We start from the raw sequence: 19,345 nt of genomic DNA on the forward strand, positions 1-19,345 counted from the left end.
AACCAGTTTCCTCGTATTGCACAAAATCATCTCACAATATGGACTTGTTATTTTCTTTCAGATTTATAGAATTTTTTTAATGTGACGAAGCATTGCTAATTAGCCTTTTTTATATTTCCATTGCCGCATCAAAACCAGTTCTTGTTGCATTCCACAAGGTGCCACCTTTTGCATTGCAGTCTCCAATAGCATAGGTTTCTTCTACTATATCTTTAAACAATTCAACCTGTTCTTTATCTGCTCTCACACCTAGAGATAAAATTACAGTATCGCATGGAATAACTTCTTTTTTTCCAAATTTATTTTCTACAACTGCACCTTCTTCTGTAACATCAGCTAATTTAACCTCACAGGTGAAAGTTACCCCTTCTTTTTTAAGAAGTTCTTTTAGCGCAAGCATACTTATTTGTATACCATCAGCACCTATTCTCTCTTCTGGAAGCATGTCTATAACTTTAACTTTCTTTCCCTCTCTTGATAAGCTAAGTGCCGCTTCAAGACCTGTAAAGCCAGCTCCTACTATTACAATATTTTGTCCGACTTTTACTCTTTTAAGTTCCACATCTCCAACCCACGCAAGCTTTTCTGTACCACTTAAAGCAAACTTAGGAATGATTGGCTTTGCTCCAACTCCTATTAAAACTGCATCTGGTTTTTCACTAATTACATTTTCTCTTGTTGCTGCTGTATTAAGTTTTACTTCTATTTTAGGATTGTTCATTACAGTTCTAATTGACCAATCCAAATACTTTTTCATGTCTTTTTTAAATGCTGCAGTAGAAGCCATTCTTAAAGCTCCGCCAAGTTCATTATTTTTTTCAAAGATAACAACCTTGTGACCTTTTTTAGCTAATACCCTTGCTGCTTCAAGACTTGATGGTCCCCCTCCAATTATAACTACCTTTTTCTTTCGAACTTCTTCTATAATTTTAGGAAATTGAATTTCTCTTCCTATAAGTGGATTAACAGCACATCTTAAATGTAAAAACTGTGTATGAGTTCTATTAATGCAAGTGTTACAGCGTACACAAGGTCTTGTTTCTTCGCTTTTTCCCTTATACGCATTGCTTACACAATTAGTATCCGCTAAAATATTTCTTATCATAGCAACCACATCAACATCACCCTTTGATACAGCTTTTTCTGCCGTTTCCAAATCAAAGCTGCCAACTACCGACACCGGAATGTTAAGTTCTCTTTTAAATCTTTTAGCTGCCTCTAAATTCATTGCACGTGGAAAATAAGTTGGCTGAAATAAATATGGAAGAAGAGAATTTTCTGAAAGAAGTCCTCTCGAAACATGCATCATATCTACTTTATCTTGAATTTTCTTTGCATATTCTAAAGTTTCCTCTATTTCAGAATTTCCTTCTAATAATTCCTCTGCACTTATACGATATTCTATTGCAATTTTATTTCCAACTTTTTTGCGTATTGCCTCTAATAGCTCCGTGCCAAACCTACATCTATTTTCAAAACTTCCGCCATATTCATCTGTTCTATGATTATATTTTTTAGAAAAGAACATTGCTGGAACATTTCCATGTGCGCCATGAAGCATTATCATATCAAAACCAGCTATCATGCATCTTTCTGCAGCATTTGCGAAAAGTTCTATGAGGTGTTTTACTTCTTCTTTACTGCTTTCTGTTGCCACAACCTCTGGCGGCATAAGCATATATTTTCCAGACACTAATTCTATACTAGCTAAGGCTCCATATGTATGAATTATCTCTGCTATATCTGCTAAATCTGCTATGCATAAGGGACTTCCAACACTGGTTATAGGTGCCCCTGAAATTTCTTCATCTATTGATGAAACCCCTAAAGTAACAATTCCAGCTCCAGATCTAGCGAGAGACCTTGTATATGCTAAAAATTCTGCATTATTTCCACCATCTTTTGAGCATAAAAATGATCCTGCTGGAGAAACCTCTATACGATTTTTAGCTGTAAAATTTCCTATCTTTATAGATTTAAAAATATTAGAATTCTTGTCCATATGATTACCTCCCATTACTTGTATACACCTATTATAATTCTCATTTATTTTAATTAGAAATACAATAAAATAATGCAACCATAAGATTATCTTATAGATGCATTATTTATAAATAAATCTACGCATGGATTTGTATTTCCTTTTAAATATGCTGCACTAAATTTAATTGAATGTGGTTCTCCTTCTATTTCTACAAATGAAACTTTTTCATTATTTAGTTCTTTAACTTTTTTAGGAACAATACTTATTCCCATATTTAAATCTATCATTAAGCTTAAAATTGGACTATCTGCAGCAGTTATTATAGACTTTGGAATAATATTGTATTTGTTGTAGAAGCTTAAGAAGTGTTCATATGTCTTTGTTTTTTTCTCATTTGCTACAACTATATTATTTTCCCTTGAAAGCTCCTCTCTTGATACCTTTAGTTTACATGCTAATTTATTACTAGAATTCATCATAGCACACACATTGTCTTCAAATATTATTTTATAATCAATTCTATCTAATTCCTCTATATCATATGGCCAGGTAAATACTACATCATAAATTTTACTTTCAAGCTCTTTACTTATTTTTTCAAAGGATGCTCTTTTAAAATTGATTTCAACTAAAGGATACATTTTTTTAAATTTATTTAGTATTTGTGGCAAAAATAATTCCTCTGTTCCGCCGCATATCCCTATTGTTATCATTCCTTTATATCCATAAGCCACACTTTCAGCTTTTTTTACTGTGTTTTTATACTCTTTCACTACATTTTTTACACCATCATAAAATACTTTCCCAGCTTCAGTAAGCTCAACATTTTTGCTAGTTCTTGTGAATAACTGAAATCCAAGCTCTTGTTCTAAGGAATTTATTTGCTGGCTAATAGCTGACTGTGCCAAATAACATTCCTTTGCCGCCTTAGTAAAATTCAAATTATCAGCCACACTTATAAAGTAAATAAGTTTATTCATTTGCATATAACCATCCCCCATCATCTACCTCATAAAAATTTAATTTATACCCTTATACTATATCATTTTCAAATACATTCAATATATTAAAATTTATTTACAATATATTGAAATTCATTGTTCAATATATTGTAAAGTGATATACTAACTCCTGAAGGTGCTACAAATGCATAATTTTTTTATATTAAGGAGATATATTAATGAAAAAAATTTATTTAACCACCATATTAACAATATGTATTCTAACTTTCAGTATTGGTATAACAGGTTGTTCAAATACAAACCAAAAATCTGATGTTACTAAAAGTCAATCTTCTACGGTTAAAAAGACTAATGGAACAAGCGTTTCAAATTCTTCATCTACTTCTAAGGATACTGCATTAGCTGAAGCAAGTAATTCTTCATCAAATAGTGGCACTAAAACAATTGACTATAATCAATATATTAAAAAGGTATGGGTTGTAAAAGGATCAGCTAATAAGGCATATAATTATTCCTCTTTCTGCATTTCTAAAATTGCAAATGGAAAAATAGAAGGAAAATTAGCTACAAATGCAATAGCTGAACCAAGCTATTACTATTATATACCTAATCATCTAGGATATTTGGGAAATCTAACTGGAACAATTAATAATAATACAGCCGAATGCCAGTTTAGCGATAATGATGGAGACAAAGGAAATGTTACATTAACTTTTAAAGCAAATGATGAGATAAAAGCTACCATTAAATATACAAATAAATCAAACGCTTATAAAGATTTATCTCTAGATGGAGCCTTTTTGTTTATACCAAATAATCTTAAAGATATGAACAATTTTACACCTTTTAAAGACCAATGTTTCACAGTAAATTTAAATTCGTGGGGAAATGTTAACTTTGTATCAGGAAAAGTAACAGGAGGAAAACACATACCTACATTATTTTATTTAACAAATAAAAACGGAGATATTCTTTACAATTTTGATTCACCATTTCCATACAGTGTGACGCCTAAAGCTGTCTCATTTAAAGATATAAACAAGGACGGACTAAAAGATATAATCATTATCGTTTCTGCTAATGAGGACAGTTCTTCATCAATAGCTAAAGTTTTCTTTCAAAAGGCTGATGGTTCATTCAATAATGATGGTAAGTTGGATGAAGAAATAAATTCTTCAGGTAATAATAAAGATATAAAAACTGTATCCGACTATCTTTCTAAAAAGTTTTAACTAAGGGTAAAGCCACATTTTTGTTTGACTATTAACGAAAATGTGGCTTTACTATTAATAAAAATGGACTTATCCTGTATGGCAAGTCCATTTTTTATTATTTATTATTTACTGTATTCTCAAAATCACGCATAAATTCAGCAAACTGTTCCTTTTCATCTTTTGCTGATGATCCTTTAAAGAAAAATTCATTAAGAGTACCAAAGTAAAATTTACCTTTTTCTTTATATACCAAAGTAATTGATGAATGGGAACCATTGCTTTTAACCTTCTTCACATCCTCCAAGGATACTTGTGTAACCTCCTCTAAATCTGCTTTTATTTCTTTAGTATGAAACTTCTCATAAATTGGTACAAAGAACATTTGCATGTTTCCATAAATCAGAACAAAGTTTTGATCTGGTTTATAAGTAAAAATATAATGACCTGTTAACTTTGATAATGCTTTATCCTTTAAAGTCTCTACAAACATGCTTCCAGCACTCTGCTTAGATCTAGCCGGCACTGCTTTGTACCCTGAAGCGTTATTAACAACTTTTCTTATAATTTCATTAATTTGTCCTGGTATATTGGCATCCTCTACCTTGACAGTTTTAAGTCTCCATCTTACAATAAATACCATAGCAATAACAAATACTCCAAAGAATATTCCCATAGCTATATAACCTGCTTGTGACATAAATTCTCCCCCTCATATTTCATATATAACCACTAATATATTATCATAATTTTCATATACAGACAATATATATCAAAATAAGTTTATATGGCCTTATCATCCTACATATAATCTATTTTTTTCCTATATTCTTTATTTTTCGCTTTTTTCTTCTATTAGAAATAAGTATTATCAATAAAATTTGATTTCCTCATAATCTACTTTATCAAGCATTTCTTCAATTTTAGTCACTCTCTCCCTGCATAACCCCTCCATAAATTTAATAAAATATTCCTGCCATTCAGTCTCAACATCTCTCTTCTGAGATATAATAGTTGATAAATCAGCTTTTTCATTTCTAAGTTCCTCATAAAACACTACTTTTACAAAAATAGTAAGTTCAATATCAGAAAATGAATTAAACACATTTTCGAATTCTTCTCCAAAAAAGCAATCGCAATTAAAAATATCTATAAAATCCTGAAGTGAATGAATATTTGAATTTATAATTTCAATCTTATCCTCAATTTTTGATACCTTCATTATTCTTTTTACCATTGAATTGAATTCACCTTCACTCATCCTTTTCCCTTCATCAAAAACAAAAGTGTATTTTACCTCTTCTTTACTCTCTACCACTATAAAAATATCTAAGCGGTCATTTTCCAATACGCTTATAAGTCTCTTTTCAAATAATTTCTTATAGTTATCTATGTATCCTATAAGAAATTTATTTTTTATCTTTAAATCATAAACCACTCTATTTACAGCCTCATTTATAAGCTCGTCTATGTTTGTAACACTTTTAAGTTTTTCATTTATCTTATTAAATTGATATTTTGTTATATTTAGCTGTCTTGCTTTATTACCACACAAAACAGAAAATATAGAGTTATTTATTAAAATTTCAAATATGTTTATTAACTCTATGTTATGACTTAACCTGCACATTTTTTCATAGCCAACTAGAATTTTATTAATATCTTCTTCACTAAACAGCCTGCAAAATTCAGTTTCAATTTCTAAATGCTCTAAATAATTTTTAATATATGAAACTCCTCTTACTGTCATATCGTCAAATACCAAGGGGTAATCTATGCTTCCCATCCCATTATGTGCTCCAAAAACTATATTATATTCTTCAAAAAAGCATGATATTTCTTCTATAGTAGTATTATAAGGTTCAAGTTCAATCCTAAGCTTGTTTCTCTTTATTCTTCCATACAACTTTTTCGTATCAATTATACAAGCTCTAATAAGTTCAATGCCGTTTTCGTATATTTGTCTTATACTCTTTTGCTTTAGTTCCATAACTGCTGCTTCTGGACTATCCATTTTAAGCATATAAAAGTCTATCGCATATAAAATAGAATTAATCAAACTTTCAGAGGTTTCTACAGTGACAGAAGTACTTTCTCCTTTCGTATATCTCAAAATTAAATCCTTTAGTAAATTCATTATATCAACTTGAATTCTAATTATTTCATTCTCATTCATTAATCCAATTTTTATTGCTTCTTTAAAAATCGAAATTATATACTGATTTTTATTTAACTTTTTAACATTTATCTTTCTCTCGCTATTTGCCAATAACTTATTTTCAAGTTTCAAAGCCACACCATCATCTCCTTAACTTAAATTCTTTCTAAAAGTTCTTGAAAATTCCTCCAATTTACTATTTAATAATTCAACAGACCCCTCACAGGAATTTTCAAACAAATTTTTCATTATATTAATTAACTTATCATCGCCAATTTGATCTTCTGTTTCATTCTTTAAATAATAAAAAGTTTCCTCAAGACCAGTTATAATATCTACATAATTTTTATCATCTATAAAAGTTGATGAACTAAAAACCCTTATTATTTTTTTCACAGCATCAAAATTCAAATCAATTCTCCCGTAGCATTTAAGTGTTCTATTTCTTTGTTTTATAATTTGCTTTGCATCCTCTAAAGTTAACATTAATCCATATTTTTGAGTTTCTTCATTAGTTTGAAGTAATTCATTAGTATAAAATTCGCTAAGACTTGATTGTTCTAAATTTAAAATATTAGGTAAATTCATAAAAAGCACCTCTTTTTTAAAAATTATATTGACTTTTTCAATTAAATATGTTATAATTTTATTTTAATATCGTATTCATTATAATCATGTTTTATATACAAGTCAACCCAAATCTAAATTCATTTGATAATTCTGTAATAAAAAAACACAGCCAACCTCAACTAGCCTTGGAACAATAGTTGTACCTATATCTTAATTAGTTAGCAAAATGTATTAATCAAGCTACAGCTAAACTTCTCCACTATCAATGGAAAAGTTGAAAAAATTATTTTTAGCTATTGACATAAACGCATCATGCCACTATACTTTATAGTAGTATAAAACATAGAGGTGATAATTTGTCTCAAATAGATTTAATAATACTTGGATACTTGCAGAACAAAGAAAAAAGTGCCTATGAGATGGTTAAGGAATTCGAGACCTGGAAGCTCCATTACTGGTTAAAAATCAGCAATCCTGCTATATATAAAAACATAGTTAAATTATACAAAAATGGCTATTTAGATTCAAGAACTGTTAAAGAAGGAGAAATGCCAGAAAAAACAATTTATTCTATAAATAAAAAAGGACTTTCTTATTTTAGCGAACTTATGGAATATAGTTCAAATAACATCGGACGCATATATTTTGACTTTAACGCTTTCTTAACTAATGTAGAAAACGTCCCTTTGGAAAAAAGAAAGGAACTTTTGTTAAACTTTAAAAAAAATCTTGATGAAACCAAGACTCAAATGAATTTTAACTATGATAAGCAACTAAAAATTAAAGGAACACCAGACCATGCATTTTTACTTCTTGATCTCTACAAAGATTTATATGATCTTTTAGAAAGCTGGTCTTCAAAAGTATTAAAACACTATAATGTTTAAATTACATATTCTTTATAGAAAGTACTTACTTTCTATATTTTTTAGCTCACTACTATATCTTATAGTAATTTATTATATATTAATATATTTTATTGGAGGCTTTGCTATGAACACTAAACACAGAATAATATCATTTATAGCCATAATATTAGGATTTTTTATGGCTCTCCTAGACACAACTATTGTAAACATTACTTTACCTAAAATGACTGAATACTTTGGCACAACAATGAATCATATTTCTTGGGTTGTAAATGCTTATAATTTAGCATTTGCTGCAATGATAATAACTGCTTCAAGGCTAGCTGATCAATTTGGAAGAAAAAAATTATTTATGTGCGGTGTATTTTTATTTACACTAAGTTCTTCTTTATCTGCCGTTTCAACTTCAATTGAAATGCTCATATTATTTAGAGCACTTCAAGGTTTATCTGCTGCTTTTGTCGTTCCTGTTACTGTTCCTTTATCCGTAGAAATATTTCCACCAGAAAAAAGAGGTCCAATAATGGCACTTTGGGGAGCTTTTGCAGGTCTCGCTGCTGCAAGTGGTCCTTCTCTTGGAGGTTTCATAACTGAATTTTTAAACTGGAGATATGTGTTTTTTATAAATATCCCTATTGGCATAATATGCTTACTTTTAACCTTTAAATTCATAAGTGAATCTTATGATTCTACTGCCAATAAAAGTATTGATGTTCTTGGAATTTTAACCATATCAGCTTCTATGTTTACACTAACCTTTGCTCTAATAAAAGCAAACGAAAAAGGATGGACATCATCATTTATACTTTCTCTCTTTGCAATTTCATTTATCACTTTAATTCTATTTGTAATTACAGAGCTAAAAGTAAAAAATCCTATGCTTCCTCTAAGTTTATTTAAAATTATACCTTTTACAAGCGGTGCCATTGCACTATTTTTACTTGGACTTGGAATGATGTCTGGCTCATATTTTTTATCATTTTTTCTCATTCAAGTAAAAGGTTTGAGCCAGCTTAATGCAGGTATTATAATATCTTCAATGGCTTTAGGCTCAATGTTTTTCTCTATGCTATCTGCTATCTTGGTAAAGAAAATCAAAGCAAGATTGCTAAGTGCTTTAGGTTTGTGCTTACTTTCACTATCATGCTTTTTATACAGTTCTCTTACTAAAGATTCAACTACCATGGAAATAATTCTAAGATTAATTGTAGGCGGCGCGGGAATGGGATTAAGCATGTCTAACTTAATGAATTCTATGGTAAAAAATGTACCAAAAGACAAAATAGGAATAACCTCAGGTGTTAACAATATGACAAGAACTCTTGGTACTGTACTGGGTGTTGCTATTTTTTTAAGTATATTTACTTCAAACATGACTCTGCAAATGTCTAATGCTAAAAACTCTGTAATAAAAACAATAAACGCTGATACTGCATTCGATTCAAATGCAAAAAAAGAGATGATTATATCCTTAAAAACTAGCAGCGAAAAAAGTAAAACTCTCTCTGATACAATAAAAGAAATTGATAAAAAAGAAGCTTTAACTTTAAAATCAATCCCTCCTATGCTTCAAAACAAAGTTAAGCTCAGTTTTGATAAGCAAAAGAAGGAAACTAAAAGAATTTTTCCAGTAATTCAAGATTCCTTTAAGACCTATACAGTAAAAGCTTTTAGCTTCACCTTTAAATGTGGATGTTTATTTTTAATACCTGGTATACTTTTTGCTTTTTTCAGTGACAAAGAAAAAAAGCCTCTTCTTAAGTATGAAAATACTACTGAAAATATAATATAATAAAAGAGGCTGCTTTACTAGCCAGCAGCCTCTTTTATAAATTTTATTTATACAAGATCATTTTTAAGTGCAAAAATTGCAATTTGAGTTCTATCTCTCATCTCAAGCTTCGATAAAATTTCTGTAATATGGTTTTTTACAGTTCCCTCTGTTACATAATGCTTTTCAGCTATTTCCTTGTTAGAAAGTCCAGAGCCTATGCATACTATTATTTCTATTTGTCTATCTGTAAGCTTGTATTTATCTTTTATGCTTTCTAAATTATTTGAAGGTGCTTTATTTATGCTGCTAACCATTAGAGATGCCACCTCTGGATTAACCACTACATTTCCCTTGTATACACTTTTTATGGCATCAATTATCACATCATAGGAGGTATCCTTTAAAATATACCCATTAGCCCCAAATTTCATGGCATCAAAAATATATTCATCATCTTTAAAGGTTGTAAGAATTAAAATTTTCACCCCCGGAAATCCGCTTTTAATTATTTTAGTTGCCCTAACACCATCACAAACCGGCATTCTTATGTCCATTAAAATTACATCAACCTGCTCCTTCTTGCAAAATTCTATAGCCGCCTCACCATTTTCTGAAGTTCCAATTACACTTATATCGCTATTTGCATTCAATATTATCTTTAAACCCTCACGTATAAGCTTTTCGTCATCAGCAATAAGAACCTTTATTTCGTCCAAAATCATCCCTCCTACTCTCTTATCATATCTGTTTTATCATCACTTATTTTAGGTATATTTACAGTAACTTCAAAACCTTTATTTTTTTCACTTTTAACCTCTAGGTTTCCACCTAGCTTTTTAACTCTTTCCTCCATACCAGTAATCCCAAAGCTTTTATTTATCTTATCTGTGCCAACTCCATTATCCTTTATTCTCATGTAGAGTTTATCCTCTAAAAACTGAATTGACACCTCTATCAAGGAAGCATGTCCATGCCTTATTGCATTATTTAAGGCTTCTTGTACAATTCTATAACTAATAAAACTTTCATCAGAACTTAATGGCCTTTTTTCTTTTGAAAGTATTAGTCTTATTTCAGCACCTGTTAATTTTTTATACTTTGTTATCATTTCCTCTATAGCAAAAATGCCTTCATACCTATCAAAATCCGTTGGTTTAAGCTTCCTAACTGTCCTTCTTACATTTTCTATGCCATTCTTAACAAAGGAAGTCATTTCACTTATCATACTTATACCCTGCTCATTATTTTTATCCACAACATAGTTTAGCGCCTGAAGCTGTATTAAAACTGCAGACAAAGTATGTCCAACAGAATCATGTATTTCTCTCGATATCCTGTTTCTTTCTCTTAAAATACTCAGTTCTTCTACAGTCTCAGAATATCTTTCAAGCTTTTCATAAGCTTCCCTTAGTTTGTCTTCCGATACTCTCAACTTATCATAAAGCCCTTGAGCCTCCAGCTTTCTTTCTTTTTCATCTCTGACACTTTGTCCCATAAAGCCAAAAGTACCTATCAGCATAATATTAAAAAGAATGCTCATAATATTATATGCGGTATTTAGTCCTAGCGGAAACTTTAAAGCTTCAAAGCTTATAGCTATACAGAAAAATCCAAGTATGATAGAAGAACAGCGCTTAGACAGCATAACCGCTGCATCTAGTGTAGATATAAAATAATACAAAATAATAAAATTATTAATGCATTTATACATAAGACCGCATAATATAAAATCTAAAATTATGGACAGCAGCTTATAATTTTTACTCTTTAAATAATAAATTCTAATTTGAGTATTTATAATATATATAAAAAAAATTGCTATAAAACCGTAAATTTTTTGATAAGCCAAATGAATATAAAAAAAAGCGCTTATTGCAATTAAAATATAAAAAATGTACCTTATAGATACTAAAAATCTATCACTTTTACTTGGCAAATAATCAACTCCATTCCTACTAAAAGGTTTCTCCAACAATTATATCATGTAAAACTATTCTATGTATAATACTAATAAAATGATTTTAAAATATTACAATAAGTACTGATTCATGGTATCATTAATTGGTTCATGCATTTTAAAGAAAGGTTTGATAAAAATGGATTTTAAAAAATTAGGTATTGACGTAAGTATAATTGACATACTAAAAACATCAGGAATCAACAGACCAACTGAAATTCAAGAAAAAAGCATTAAAAGCATAAAAGCTGGAAGAGATGTCATTGCAGAGGCTCAAACAGGTACTGGAAAAACACTTGCTTTTTTGCTTCCTATTTTTGAAAATATATCACCTGAAATAGACTCTATTCAAGCATTGATTATAACTCCTACTAGAGAGCTTGCCATACAAATAGCAGAAGAAGCTAATAAGTTAAAAAAAGTTAAGGATATAAATATTCTATCTGCCTATGGTGGCAAGGATATAGATTCTCAGCTAAAAAAATTAAAAAGAGGTGCTCATTTAATTGTTGCAACTCCCGGCAGACTTTTAGATCATCTTAACAGAAAAACAATTGATCTTGCCAAGTTAAAAACTTTTGTAGTAGATGAAGCTGATCAAATGTTACTCATGGGTTTCAAAAAGGACATTGAAGATATTATTAAGTTTTCATCAAAAAAACACCAAACATTATTTTTCTCTGCTACAATAAGTCCCGAAGTTAAAAAATTGGCTTATAGATACATGCTAAATCCTGAATTCATTACAACTAAAAAAGAAGAAGCAACGCTTAGTAATATTAAACAGGAAATAATAGAGACTAATTTAAATGAAAAACAAAGTACACTGCGCAGCATTTTAAATGAAGATAATCCTTTTATGGCTATTATATTTTGCAGAACAAAAAGAAGAGTTGATGAGCTTGAAGTAATGCTTCACCAGCATGGCTATAACTGTATAAAGCTTCACAGCGATATAACTCAAAAAAAGCGTGAAAAAATAATGAAAGCTTTTAGAGCTGGGGATATTCAGTATTTAATTGCTACAGATGTTGCTGCAAGAGGTCTTGATATAAGTGGCGTTAGTAACATTTACAATTATGACGTTCCCGAAAACGCTGAAGCCTACATACATCGCATTGGAAGAACGGGAAGAGCCGGTGAAGCAGGTTACACATGTTTGTTTGTAACTCCAAAGGATCAAATGACCCTAAAGGAAATAGAAAAAGCTATAAAAATAAACATACCTAAAAGACAATTAAAAGGTGGTATGTAATAATGAATGATTTATTTGAAAAACTTGGGCTTAATCGTGCCATTTCAGATTCATTAGAAAAAATGGGATTTAAGATACCAACAGCTATACAGGAAAAAGTAATTCCTTTAGCCTTAACAAGCAAGGATATCATTGGAAAATCAGAAACTGGAACAGGAAAAACTCTTGCATATTTGCTTCCAATCTTTCAGAAAATAGATGCAAGTAAAAGAGAAATGCAAGCTTTAATACTTGCCCCAACTCATGAACTGGTTATGCAGGTATATAAAACTATCAATTTGTTTTCAGATAATTCAGAGGTTAAAATCACTTCAGCAGCAATAATAGGCGATGTAAATATCACAAGACAAATTGAGAAGTTAAAGGAAAAGCCTCACATTATAGTTGGAACTCCCGGCAGAACTTTTGATTTAATTAAAAAAAGAAAAATTTCAGCTCATACTATAAAGACCATAGTAGTTGACGAGGCTGATGTACTTCTTGATAGTTCTCATATAGACGGAGTAAAGGCAGTTATAAAAACAACCTTAAAGGAAAGACAGCTGCTTTTATTTTCTGCAACTATATCAAAGGACACAATTACAGAAGCAAAAAAACTTATGAAAACACCTGAATTTATAAGTGTAGAAAATAAAAACGAAGTAAATTCCAATATAACTCACTATTATTTCACCTGTGACAGGAGGGATAAAATAGAAATTTTAAGAAAGCTTGTTCACGCAATTAACCCAGATAAAGCAATAGTATTCATAAACAAAAGTGATGATATTGAAATAACCACCTCTAAATTAAAGTATCACAAGCTTAAAGCAGAAGGTATTCATGGAAGTAACATAAAAGAGGATAGAAAAAAAGTCCTTGAAGCTTTTAGAAATGGTAAAATCAATCTTTTAGTTGCTTCTGATATTGCTGCTCGAGGACTTGACATAAAAGGTGTAACTCACATATTTAATTTAGATTTGCCCGTAGAACCCATAAATTATTTACACAGGGTTGGAAGATGCGGCAGAGCTTCTACAGAAGGCACTGCAATAACTATTGCCTCTCCTAATGAAATTAGATTTATAAAAAAATACGAAAAAGCCTTTGATATAAAAATAGCTCATAAGGGCATCTATAAGGGGAAAATCGTAAACCTATAGACATGATGAAATCTTAAAATTGGTAATAGCAAATTCATCCTTGCAAACTGGAATTTGAATCAGAGTACAACTGACAGAGTACAGAGCACAGTGAAGGTAGATTTACCTTTTGCTACGCTCAGGTAAATCTTAAAACTTAGTAGTATCAGCTACGCTGAATACTATATTTTAAGCGCTTTGCGCGCATTAGTTTAAGATTTTTCAAAGCGACAGCGGAGAAAAATCATCCTTCACTGTACTCTGTACTTTGTACTCTGTGCTCTGAGTCAACTTCCAGTTTATAGGAATGCACTTGATATTAGCCATTTCAACCTTTCCGCTATTATCTATATATTTTCAATCGCCCATTCCACAACATTTTCAATTGCATGTTCATCATTTGGAGCACAAATATTGCTGCACATGTTAACTAACTTCTTGTTGCCATTTGATACACAAAAGCCATAACCAGCTTCTTTAATCATCTCATAATCGTTCATTTCATCACCAACAGCAATAATATTTGACATATCCATATCTATAATTTTGCAAAGTTTTTTGATGGCTGAGCCCTTTGAAGTTTTTTCTGGAAGTATTTCAAGAAAATTTTCACCGCTTCTAATTAAATTTATTTTTTCAAAAATATTTTCAAAGTTTTCTTCTAAATAATCCATCTGATCCTTTTCTCCAACTATAAGAACCTTTGTCCACTTTTGTTCCCACAAAGTTTCTGGAATATCAAAATAAACATCATAATTTCTATTTTTAAATCTCTTTGAAAATCTGCAAGGACTGTAAATATACGTATTTTCATTGCTGTATATTTCAATTCCCAAGGTATTATCGTACTTTTTAATCTCTTTTACAAGCTCTTTAACCTTTTCTTCAAGTGGTATTTCAAATAAAACCGTTTCTTTGTCAAAATCATATATTTTAGCACCATTATAAAGTATTACAGGTATATCCACAGGAAGCTTATCTATATATCTTTTAGCTGATTCTACAGTTCTTCCTGTTGCTACACCAAATTTTCCACCGTATTCTTGAAATTTCTTTATGGCCTTTACATTATTCTCTGATATTTTTCTATCATTTCCAATTAAAGTTCCGTCCATATCTGAAATAAGCAAATATCCTTCAAATCTTTTGTTCAACTGAAGTGCACCCCCTACATAATATACATCAATTATATCAAGGTTTAAATCAATGCACAATTCACATTTCACAATGCGCAATTAAGGATAATTTATCTTTTGCTTCGCTCAGGTAAATCTAGAACTTGATAGCGTCAGCTTCGCTGAGCAATATATTTTAAACGCTTTGAGCATATTAAGTTTAACATTTTTTGTAGCGCTAGCGGAGAAAAATCATCCTTCATTGTGAATTGTGAATTGCATTAGTTTACAGTTTATAGGGGTGATTTAGTATTAGAGTCTATCCCACAAGTTACCCAAAACTAGCATTCCACATATTAAAAGTAAAATTATCGAATATATTAGCAGTATATTATCATCTGAGAGCCTTCTTTTTTCATAATAAATATTTATACTCTTTACGTTATTATTTATATAATCAAAGAACTTTGTATATTTATCATTGTATACACTCATCATGATTGCTCTTTCATTAACAGGTTTTATGCTAATAATACTCTCTCTTTTTCCATTTTGGGTATGCTTAATATACTCAATTTCACTAAACTTATAATTTTTAACTTTAAGAAAACCAAAAGCATCATTAGCATAAATAACAAAAATTCTTTTATTAGTTGTAATCACAATAGTTTTTGTTCCCCAATCACTCCAAACACCAGCTGCAAATGCTGAAGGACCTGTAAAGCCAACTGCAACCTTTGTTTCTCTAACTCCATAGGATTCGGTTAAATATATGCATTTTACACTTTCGTTCTCTAAAAATTGCTCCTCTACCTTTGACAATCCATCATCAAAATTTGCTCGTATATAAATGCTGTCAACCTTATTCTTCATTCTTTTGAGAACACTGTCCTGTACTTTCTCACTCTCATATTTTTCAATTTCTTCATTAGAAAAAGTTATATCATTATATGACATTAACAAAGCTCTATTTTCCATAATTTATCACTCCTATTCAAAATTTATATTTTGTTCTTTGAGGATTTTCTTTAATTTTCTCCGCCCTCGGCTAAGCCTGTTATAAACAGTTATAGAAGTAACATTCATACTTTTTGCAATTTCTCTTGTACTATTATCCATAAAATATCGTCTTATAAAAATTTCACTGTCCTCTTTATTTAAATTATCTTTAATTAAATTTATAACTTGCTTTTTCTTTTCACCTTTCAAATAATCAGCTTCAATATCATAGTTTAATTTAATTTTTAAATTATCTATATCAACATTATTATTTGATTTGCTGCTGCGCTTTTTATAGGTAAGCGCTTTATTTTTAGCAATAGCAACAATCCACCATTTAAAATTCCCCTTTTCTTTAGAAAAACAATCAACGTTCTTCCAAAGACACATAAGCACATCATCTTCACATTCATTAATACTTTCATAATCATCTTTGAGTATAAAAAATATAGTATTGTGAATTATAGTTCCATATTTATTAATCAGTTTGGTTAGTGCATACTTATCTTTTTTAAGTATGCCATCAATAATTTCTTCATCCTCAATCACCAAGCTAACCACCTCCTGTTTTGTCCTACACTATATATACTTCACAAGGTAAATTTTTCTGTCATAGCCTTTTCAAAAAAACAAAAAAAATACCGCATAAATTACTGCGGCATATATATGTGGTCTACTTATTTACCACATTAATAGGATTTCCTTCAATATATTTTTTTAGATTATCTTCTGCAATATCCATTAATCTTTGTCTTGCTTCTTTAGCTGCCCATGCAATGTGTGGAGTTATTATGCAGTTTTTTGCATATCTTAATGGATTATCCTTTTTTATAGGCTCTGTAGATACAACATCAACTGCTGCCGCATATACTTTTCCACTTTCAAGCGCATCACAAAGATCTTTTTCCACAATTAATCCACCTCTTGCAGTATTTATGATAATAACTCCATCCTTCATTTTTGATATTGAGGCCTTATTTATCATTCCTTTGTTATTATCAAGAAGTGGACAATGAAGAGAAATTACGTCTGCTTTAGAGAATAGTGTGTCTAAGTCCACAAACTTCATATTATCATTTTCGAGAGAATACATTGGATGAGGCGTAAAAACAAGAAGTTTCATACCTAAAGCTTCTGCTGCCTTTGCCATAGCCTTACCTATGCTGCCGTATCCAACTATGCCCATTGTCTTTCCGCAAAGTTCAATAATAGGCTTTTTCCAGTAACAAAAATCTGCACAGTTTTCCCATTCACCATCATGTACAGATTTATTATGAAATCCAACACCATCACAGATTTCAAGCAAAAGTGCTATGGACATTTGAACAACAGATTGAGTTCCATAAGCCGGGATATTTGTAACTACAATTCCTTTTTCTTTCGCTGCCTTTAAATCCACAACATTATATCCTGTAGCAAGTACCCCTATGTATTTCAAATTAGGAAGTTTATCAATTATTTCTCTTGTCATAGGAGTTTTATTAGTAAAAATAACTTCTGCTCCCTTTGCTCTCTCAATTATTTTTTCTTCATCTTTTCCGGTATAATCTGTTCTATCATATACAGTAAACTCTCCAAGCATTTCTATTCCCTTCCAGGATAAATCTCCTGGATTTAAAGTGCAACCATCTAAAACAACAATTTTCATATATTTTGTCCTCCTTAAACTCTTGCCCAAGCTTCATTAAGTACTTTTTTTGCTCCTTCTATTACAGCTTCTGGATTTTCATCTTTATAAGGTTTAATCTCAAAGCTTACTATTGGTGGATTTTCTTTATTCAAAACCCCTATAAACTTTAATATTCTTAAATATTCCGTGAGCTCTTCAACATCACATTCGCTGTTTGGAAAACCAAATCTAGGATGCTGGTCTCCATAGCCCTCCATACTTGGATCTTTAATTACGCAATTCCCCATATGAGCATGAAGTATATATTCTTTAACTGGTAATATTGATTCTTCTATAGTTTCATGTAAAAGTGGAATATGGCTCAAATCAACTATAAGTCCAAAATTATCATACTCACTTTTTATTTCCTCCGCAAATATTTTTGCAAGCTTTGCTGGTCCTATGAGTGCTTTTTTATCTACATCATAATCAAATACTTCAAGAAGTACATTTATGTCTCCTTTTGATTTCGCATATTTACAAAGTTCCTTTGTGGAATCAACCAATGCATCAAAAGCCTCACTTTTTTTATCTAAATTATATTTACCACTTAAAAAAGCAAAACCTTTAGCCTTCATTTCATAAGCTTCATCGATTCCATCTTTAAGTGTTTTTAATGCTTCAAGTCTTTTTTCTCCATTTAAGTCATTTATATTAAGTCCTGTAGTTAGGAGTCTTGGTTGTGCTCCATAAGCTACTGCAAGCTTTGCCTTTTCAATTATCTTCTTAGCATTATTCCTTACATCTTTGTCTTTTATCCAGGTAATTTCAACAGCATCAAAGTAATCATCTTCTGCTATTTTTTTAAGAGTTTCTTCTATTGGACCTTCACCGCTGCCGCATTCTGGATATGCCATAAAGTGAATTAACCCAACCTTCATATATTTATGTATTGATTCGTCCATAGTTTTTCCTCCTTAAGCTATTATGACCTTTACAATTTTTTCGTACTTTTTTTTCAATCCTTCATCAATATCTTTATCCGTAATAATTGCAGTTACATCCTTTAAATTATAGAAACTAAAAAAATCCTCCTTTTCAAGTTTAGTACTGTCACAAATTATATATCTTTTTGCTGCATTATCCATTATTATTTTCTGGCAGACCCCCTCCTCTTCATTAGAGGTTGTTATATTATCGTTGTAAATGCCATTAGTTCCAACAAAGGCTATTTTGACTCTCATGCTTTTTAAAATTTCATTAGTAAAGCTTCCAACAAAGACATCTGTATGATAACGATATCTACCACCTACCAATATGATTTCATATCTTTTATCCTCTTTAAATCTCAAAAATACAGGCATTGAATTAGTTATTACCTTAGCATATGGAATATTTAAGTAGTCATATATTAGTTCGTTCGTAGTTCCTGGACCTATATATATTATATCTCCTTCTTCTACCATGCTTGCTGCAACCTTAGCAATATACTTCTTTTGTTCTATATTTATTTTTCTTTTTTCATTGCTTGAAAGTTCTCTAAAATTCGTTTTAACAGGCTTTTCTATTTTTTTTGCTCCGCCGTAAATTCTCTTTAAAAGCCCTTTTTCTTCAAGAACCTTTAAATCTCTTCTTATAGTTATTTCAGTTACCCCAAGTTTTTCATTTATATCCGTAATTTTTATTATATTGTTTTCGTTTAGCATATCTAGTATTTTTTGAAATCGTTCTTCCTTTAACATATCCAATCCTCCAAAAATA

At 30.4% G+C, this 19,345-nt stretch carries 18 protein-coding genes; 5 read left to right on the plus strand and 13 right to left on the minus strand.

Going from position 1 to position 19,345, the window contains the following annotated elements; translation table 11 throughout:
• Positions 1 to 109 precede the first annotated feature (109 nt).
• Together ACJDT4_RS00100 and ACJDT4_RS00105 are read right to left on the minus strand one after the other, a co-directional pair.
• The gene (locus ACJDT4_RS00100; RefSeq protein ID WP_406785486.1) at positions 110 to 2,002 is read right to left on the minus strand and encodes an oxidoreductase; all 1,893 of its coding nucleotides are present in this window, start codon (positions 2,000 to 2,002) and stop codon (positions 110 to 112) included.
• Positions 2,003 to 2,088: 86 nt separating this feature from the next.
• Positions 2,089 to 2,970: a LysR family transcriptional regulator gene (locus tag ACJDT4_RS00105; protein ID WP_406785487.1), complete on the minus strand. Its 882-nt coding sequence runs from the start codon at positions 2,968 to 2,970 to the stop codon at positions 2,089 to 2,091.
• A 194-nt stretch (positions 2,971 to 3,164) separates the two neighbouring features.
• Between ACJDT4_RS00105 and ACJDT4_RS00110 the strand changes: the two genes are divergently transcribed.
• Entirely contained in the window at positions 3,165 to 4,178 is a 1,014-nt protein-coding gene (locus ACJDT4_RS00110; protein ID WP_406785488.1) for a hypothetical protein, read from the plus strand.
• Positions 4,179 to 4,275: 97 nt separating this feature from the next.
• Here ACJDT4_RS00110 and ACJDT4_RS00115 read toward each other — a convergent pair whose 3' ends face one another.
• The 3 genes from ACJDT4_RS00115 to ACJDT4_RS00125 form a co-directional block, all read right to left on the minus strand.
• Positions 4,276 to 4,857 (minus strand): hypothetical protein, encoded by a 582-nt coding sequence (locus ACJDT4_RS00115; protein WP_406785489.1) that lies wholly within the window; start codon positions 4,855 to 4,857, stop codon positions 4,276 to 4,278.
• Between the two features lie 171 nt (positions 4,858 to 5,028).
• Positions 5,029 to 6,453 (minus strand): DUF6179 domain-containing protein, encoded by a 1,425-nt coding sequence (locus ACJDT4_RS00120; RefSeq protein WP_406785490.1) that lies wholly within the window; start codon positions 6,451 to 6,453, stop codon positions 5,029 to 5,031.
• Between the two features lie 12 nt (positions 6,454 to 6,465).
• Positions 6,466 to 6,903 carry a DUF6323 family protein gene (locus ACJDT4_RS00125; RefSeq protein WP_406785491.1) on the minus strand — a complete coding sequence of 146 codons (438 nt, stop codon included), beginning with the start codon at positions 6,901 to 6,903 and terminating at the stop codon, positions 6,466 to 6,468.
• A gap of 338 nt (positions 6,904 to 7,241) precedes the next feature.
• Between ACJDT4_RS00125 and ACJDT4_RS00130 the strand changes: the two genes are divergently transcribed.
• Both ACJDT4_RS00130 and ACJDT4_RS00135 read left to right on the plus strand, forming a co-directional pair.
• The gene (locus tag ACJDT4_RS00130; protein ID WP_406785492.1) at positions 7,242 to 7,772 is read left to right on the plus strand and encodes a PadR family transcriptional regulator; all 531 of its coding nucleotides are present in this window, start codon (positions 7,242 to 7,244) and stop codon (positions 7,770 to 7,772) included.
• 106 nt (positions 7,773 to 7,878) lie between these two features.
• On the plus strand, positions 7,879 to 9,546 hold the full coding sequence (locus tag ACJDT4_RS00135; RefSeq protein WP_406785493.1) for an MFS transporter: 1,668 nt from the start codon (positions 7,879 to 7,881) through the stop codon (positions 9,544 to 9,546).
• A 47-nt stretch (positions 9,547 to 9,593) separates the two neighbouring features.
• Here ACJDT4_RS00135 and ACJDT4_RS00140 read toward each other — a convergent pair whose 3' ends face one another.
• Positions 9,594 to 10,244, minus strand: a complete 651-nt coding sequence (locus ACJDT4_RS00140) for a response regulator transcription factor (RefSeq protein WP_406785494.1) — start codon at positions 10,242 to 10,244, stop codon at positions 9,594 to 9,596.
• Between the two features lie 11 nt (positions 10,245 to 10,255).
• Positions 10,256 to 11,464: a sensor histidine kinase gene (locus ACJDT4_RS00145; RefSeq protein ID WP_406785495.1), complete on the minus strand. Its 1,209-nt coding sequence runs from the start codon at positions 11,462 to 11,464 to the stop codon at positions 10,256 to 10,258.
• Between the two features lie 160 nt (positions 11,465 to 11,624).
• Here ACJDT4_RS00145 and ACJDT4_RS00150 point away from each other — a divergent pair, with 160 nt between their 5' ends.
• On the plus strand, positions 11,625 to 12,740 hold the full coding sequence (locus ACJDT4_RS00150) for a DEAD/DEAH box helicase (RefSeq protein ID WP_406785496.1): 1,116 nt from the start codon (positions 11,625 to 11,627) through the stop codon (positions 12,738 to 12,740).
• 2 nt (positions 12,741 to 12,742) lie between these two features.
• Positions 12,743 to 13,882 (plus strand): DEAD/DEAH box helicase, encoded by a 1,140-nt coding sequence (locus ACJDT4_RS00155; protein WP_406785497.1) that lies wholly within the window; start codon positions 12,743 to 12,745, stop codon positions 13,880 to 13,882.
• A gap of 326 nt (positions 13,883 to 14,208) precedes the next feature.
• Here ACJDT4_RS00155 and ACJDT4_RS00160 read toward each other — a convergent pair whose 3' ends face one another.
• The 6 genes from ACJDT4_RS00160 to ACJDT4_RS00185 form a co-directional block, all read right to left on the minus strand.
• Positions 14,209 to 15,015, minus strand: coding sequence for an HAD family hydrolase (locus ACJDT4_RS00160; RefSeq protein ID WP_406785498.1), 807 nt, complete (start codon positions 15,013 to 15,015; stop codon positions 14,209 to 14,211).
• Positions 15,016 to 15,288: 273 nt separating this feature from the next.
• Positions 15,289 to 15,954, minus strand: a complete 666-nt coding sequence (locus ACJDT4_RS00165; protein WP_406785499.1) for a hypothetical protein — start codon at positions 15,952 to 15,954, stop codon at positions 15,289 to 15,291.
• 12 nt (positions 15,955 to 15,966) lie between these two features.
• Positions 15,967 to 16,524, minus strand: coding sequence for a sigma-70 family RNA polymerase sigma factor (locus tag ACJDT4_RS00170; RefSeq protein WP_406785911.1), 558 nt, complete (start codon positions 16,522 to 16,524; stop codon positions 15,967 to 15,969).
• 124 nt (positions 16,525 to 16,648) lie between these two features.
• On the minus strand, positions 16,649 to 17,623 hold the full coding sequence (locus ACJDT4_RS00175; RefSeq protein ID WP_406785500.1) for a D-2-hydroxyacid dehydrogenase: 975 nt from the start codon (positions 17,621 to 17,623) through the stop codon (positions 16,649 to 16,651).
• 14 nt (positions 17,624 to 17,637) lie between these two features.
• Positions 17,638 to 18,549, minus strand: a complete 912-nt coding sequence (locus ACJDT4_RS00180; RefSeq protein ID WP_406785501.1) for a sugar phosphate isomerase/epimerase family protein — start codon at positions 18,547 to 18,549, stop codon at positions 17,638 to 17,640.
• 12 nt (positions 18,550 to 18,561) lie between these two features.
• Positions 18,562 to 19,326, minus strand: coding sequence for a DeoR/GlpR family DNA-binding transcription regulator (locus ACJDT4_RS00185; protein WP_406785502.1), 765 nt, complete (start codon positions 19,324 to 19,326; stop codon positions 18,562 to 18,564).
• Positions 19,327 to 19,345 lie beyond the last annotated feature (19 nt).

The organism is Clostridium neuense, from assembly GCF_045310695.1.
Classification (GTDB): Bacteria; Bacillota; Clostridia; order Clostridiales; family Clostridiaceae; genus Clostridium_S; species Clostridium_S neuense.

Excerpts from the sequence above, each read along its gene's own strand:
- ACJDT4_RS00100 (WP_406785486.1), bottom strand. The coding sequence starts at position 2,002 with ATGGACAAGAATTCTAATATTTTTAAATCTATAAAGATAGGAAATTTT.
- ACJDT4_RS00105 (WP_406785487.1), bottom strand. The coding sequence starts at position 2,970 with ATGCAAATGAATAAACTTATTTACTTTATAAGTGTGGCTGATAATTTG.
- ACJDT4_RS00110 (WP_406785488.1), top strand. The coding sequence starts at position 3,165 with ATGAAAAAAATTTATTTAACCACCATATTAACAATATGTATTCTAACT.
- ACJDT4_RS00115 (WP_406785489.1), bottom strand. The coding sequence starts at position 4,857 with ATGTCACAAGCAGGTTATATAGCTATGGGAATATTCTTTGGAGTATTT.
- ACJDT4_RS00125 (WP_406785491.1), bottom strand. The coding sequence starts at position 6,903 with ATGAATTTACCTAATATTTTAAATTTAGAACAATCAAGTCTTAGCGAA.
- ACJDT4_RS00135 (WP_406785493.1), top strand. The coding sequence starts at position 7,879 with ATGAACACTAAACACAGAATAATATCATTTATAGCCATAATATTAGGA.
- ACJDT4_RS00150 (WP_406785496.1), top strand. The coding sequence starts at position 11,625 with ATGGATTTTAAAAAATTAGGTATTGACGTAAGTATAATTGACATACTA.
- ACJDT4_RS00155 (WP_406785497.1), top strand. The coding sequence starts at position 12,743 with ATGAATGATTTATTTGAAAAACTTGGGCTTAATCGTGCCATTTCAGAT.
- ACJDT4_RS00165 (WP_406785499.1), bottom strand. The coding sequence starts at position 15,954 with ATGGAAAATAGAGCTTTGTTAATGTCATATAATGATATAACTTTTTCT.
- ACJDT4_RS00175 (WP_406785500.1), bottom strand. The coding sequence starts at position 17,623 with ATGAAAATTGTTGTTTTAGATGGTTGCACTTTAAATCCAGGAGATTTA.
- ACJDT4_RS00180 (WP_406785501.1), bottom strand. The coding sequence starts at position 18,549 with ATGGACGAATCAATACATAAATATATGAAGGTTGGGTTAATTCACTTT.
- ACJDT4_RS00185 (WP_406785502.1), bottom strand. The coding sequence starts at position 19,326 with ATGTTAAAGGAAGAACGATTTCAAAAAATACTAGATATGCTAAACGAA.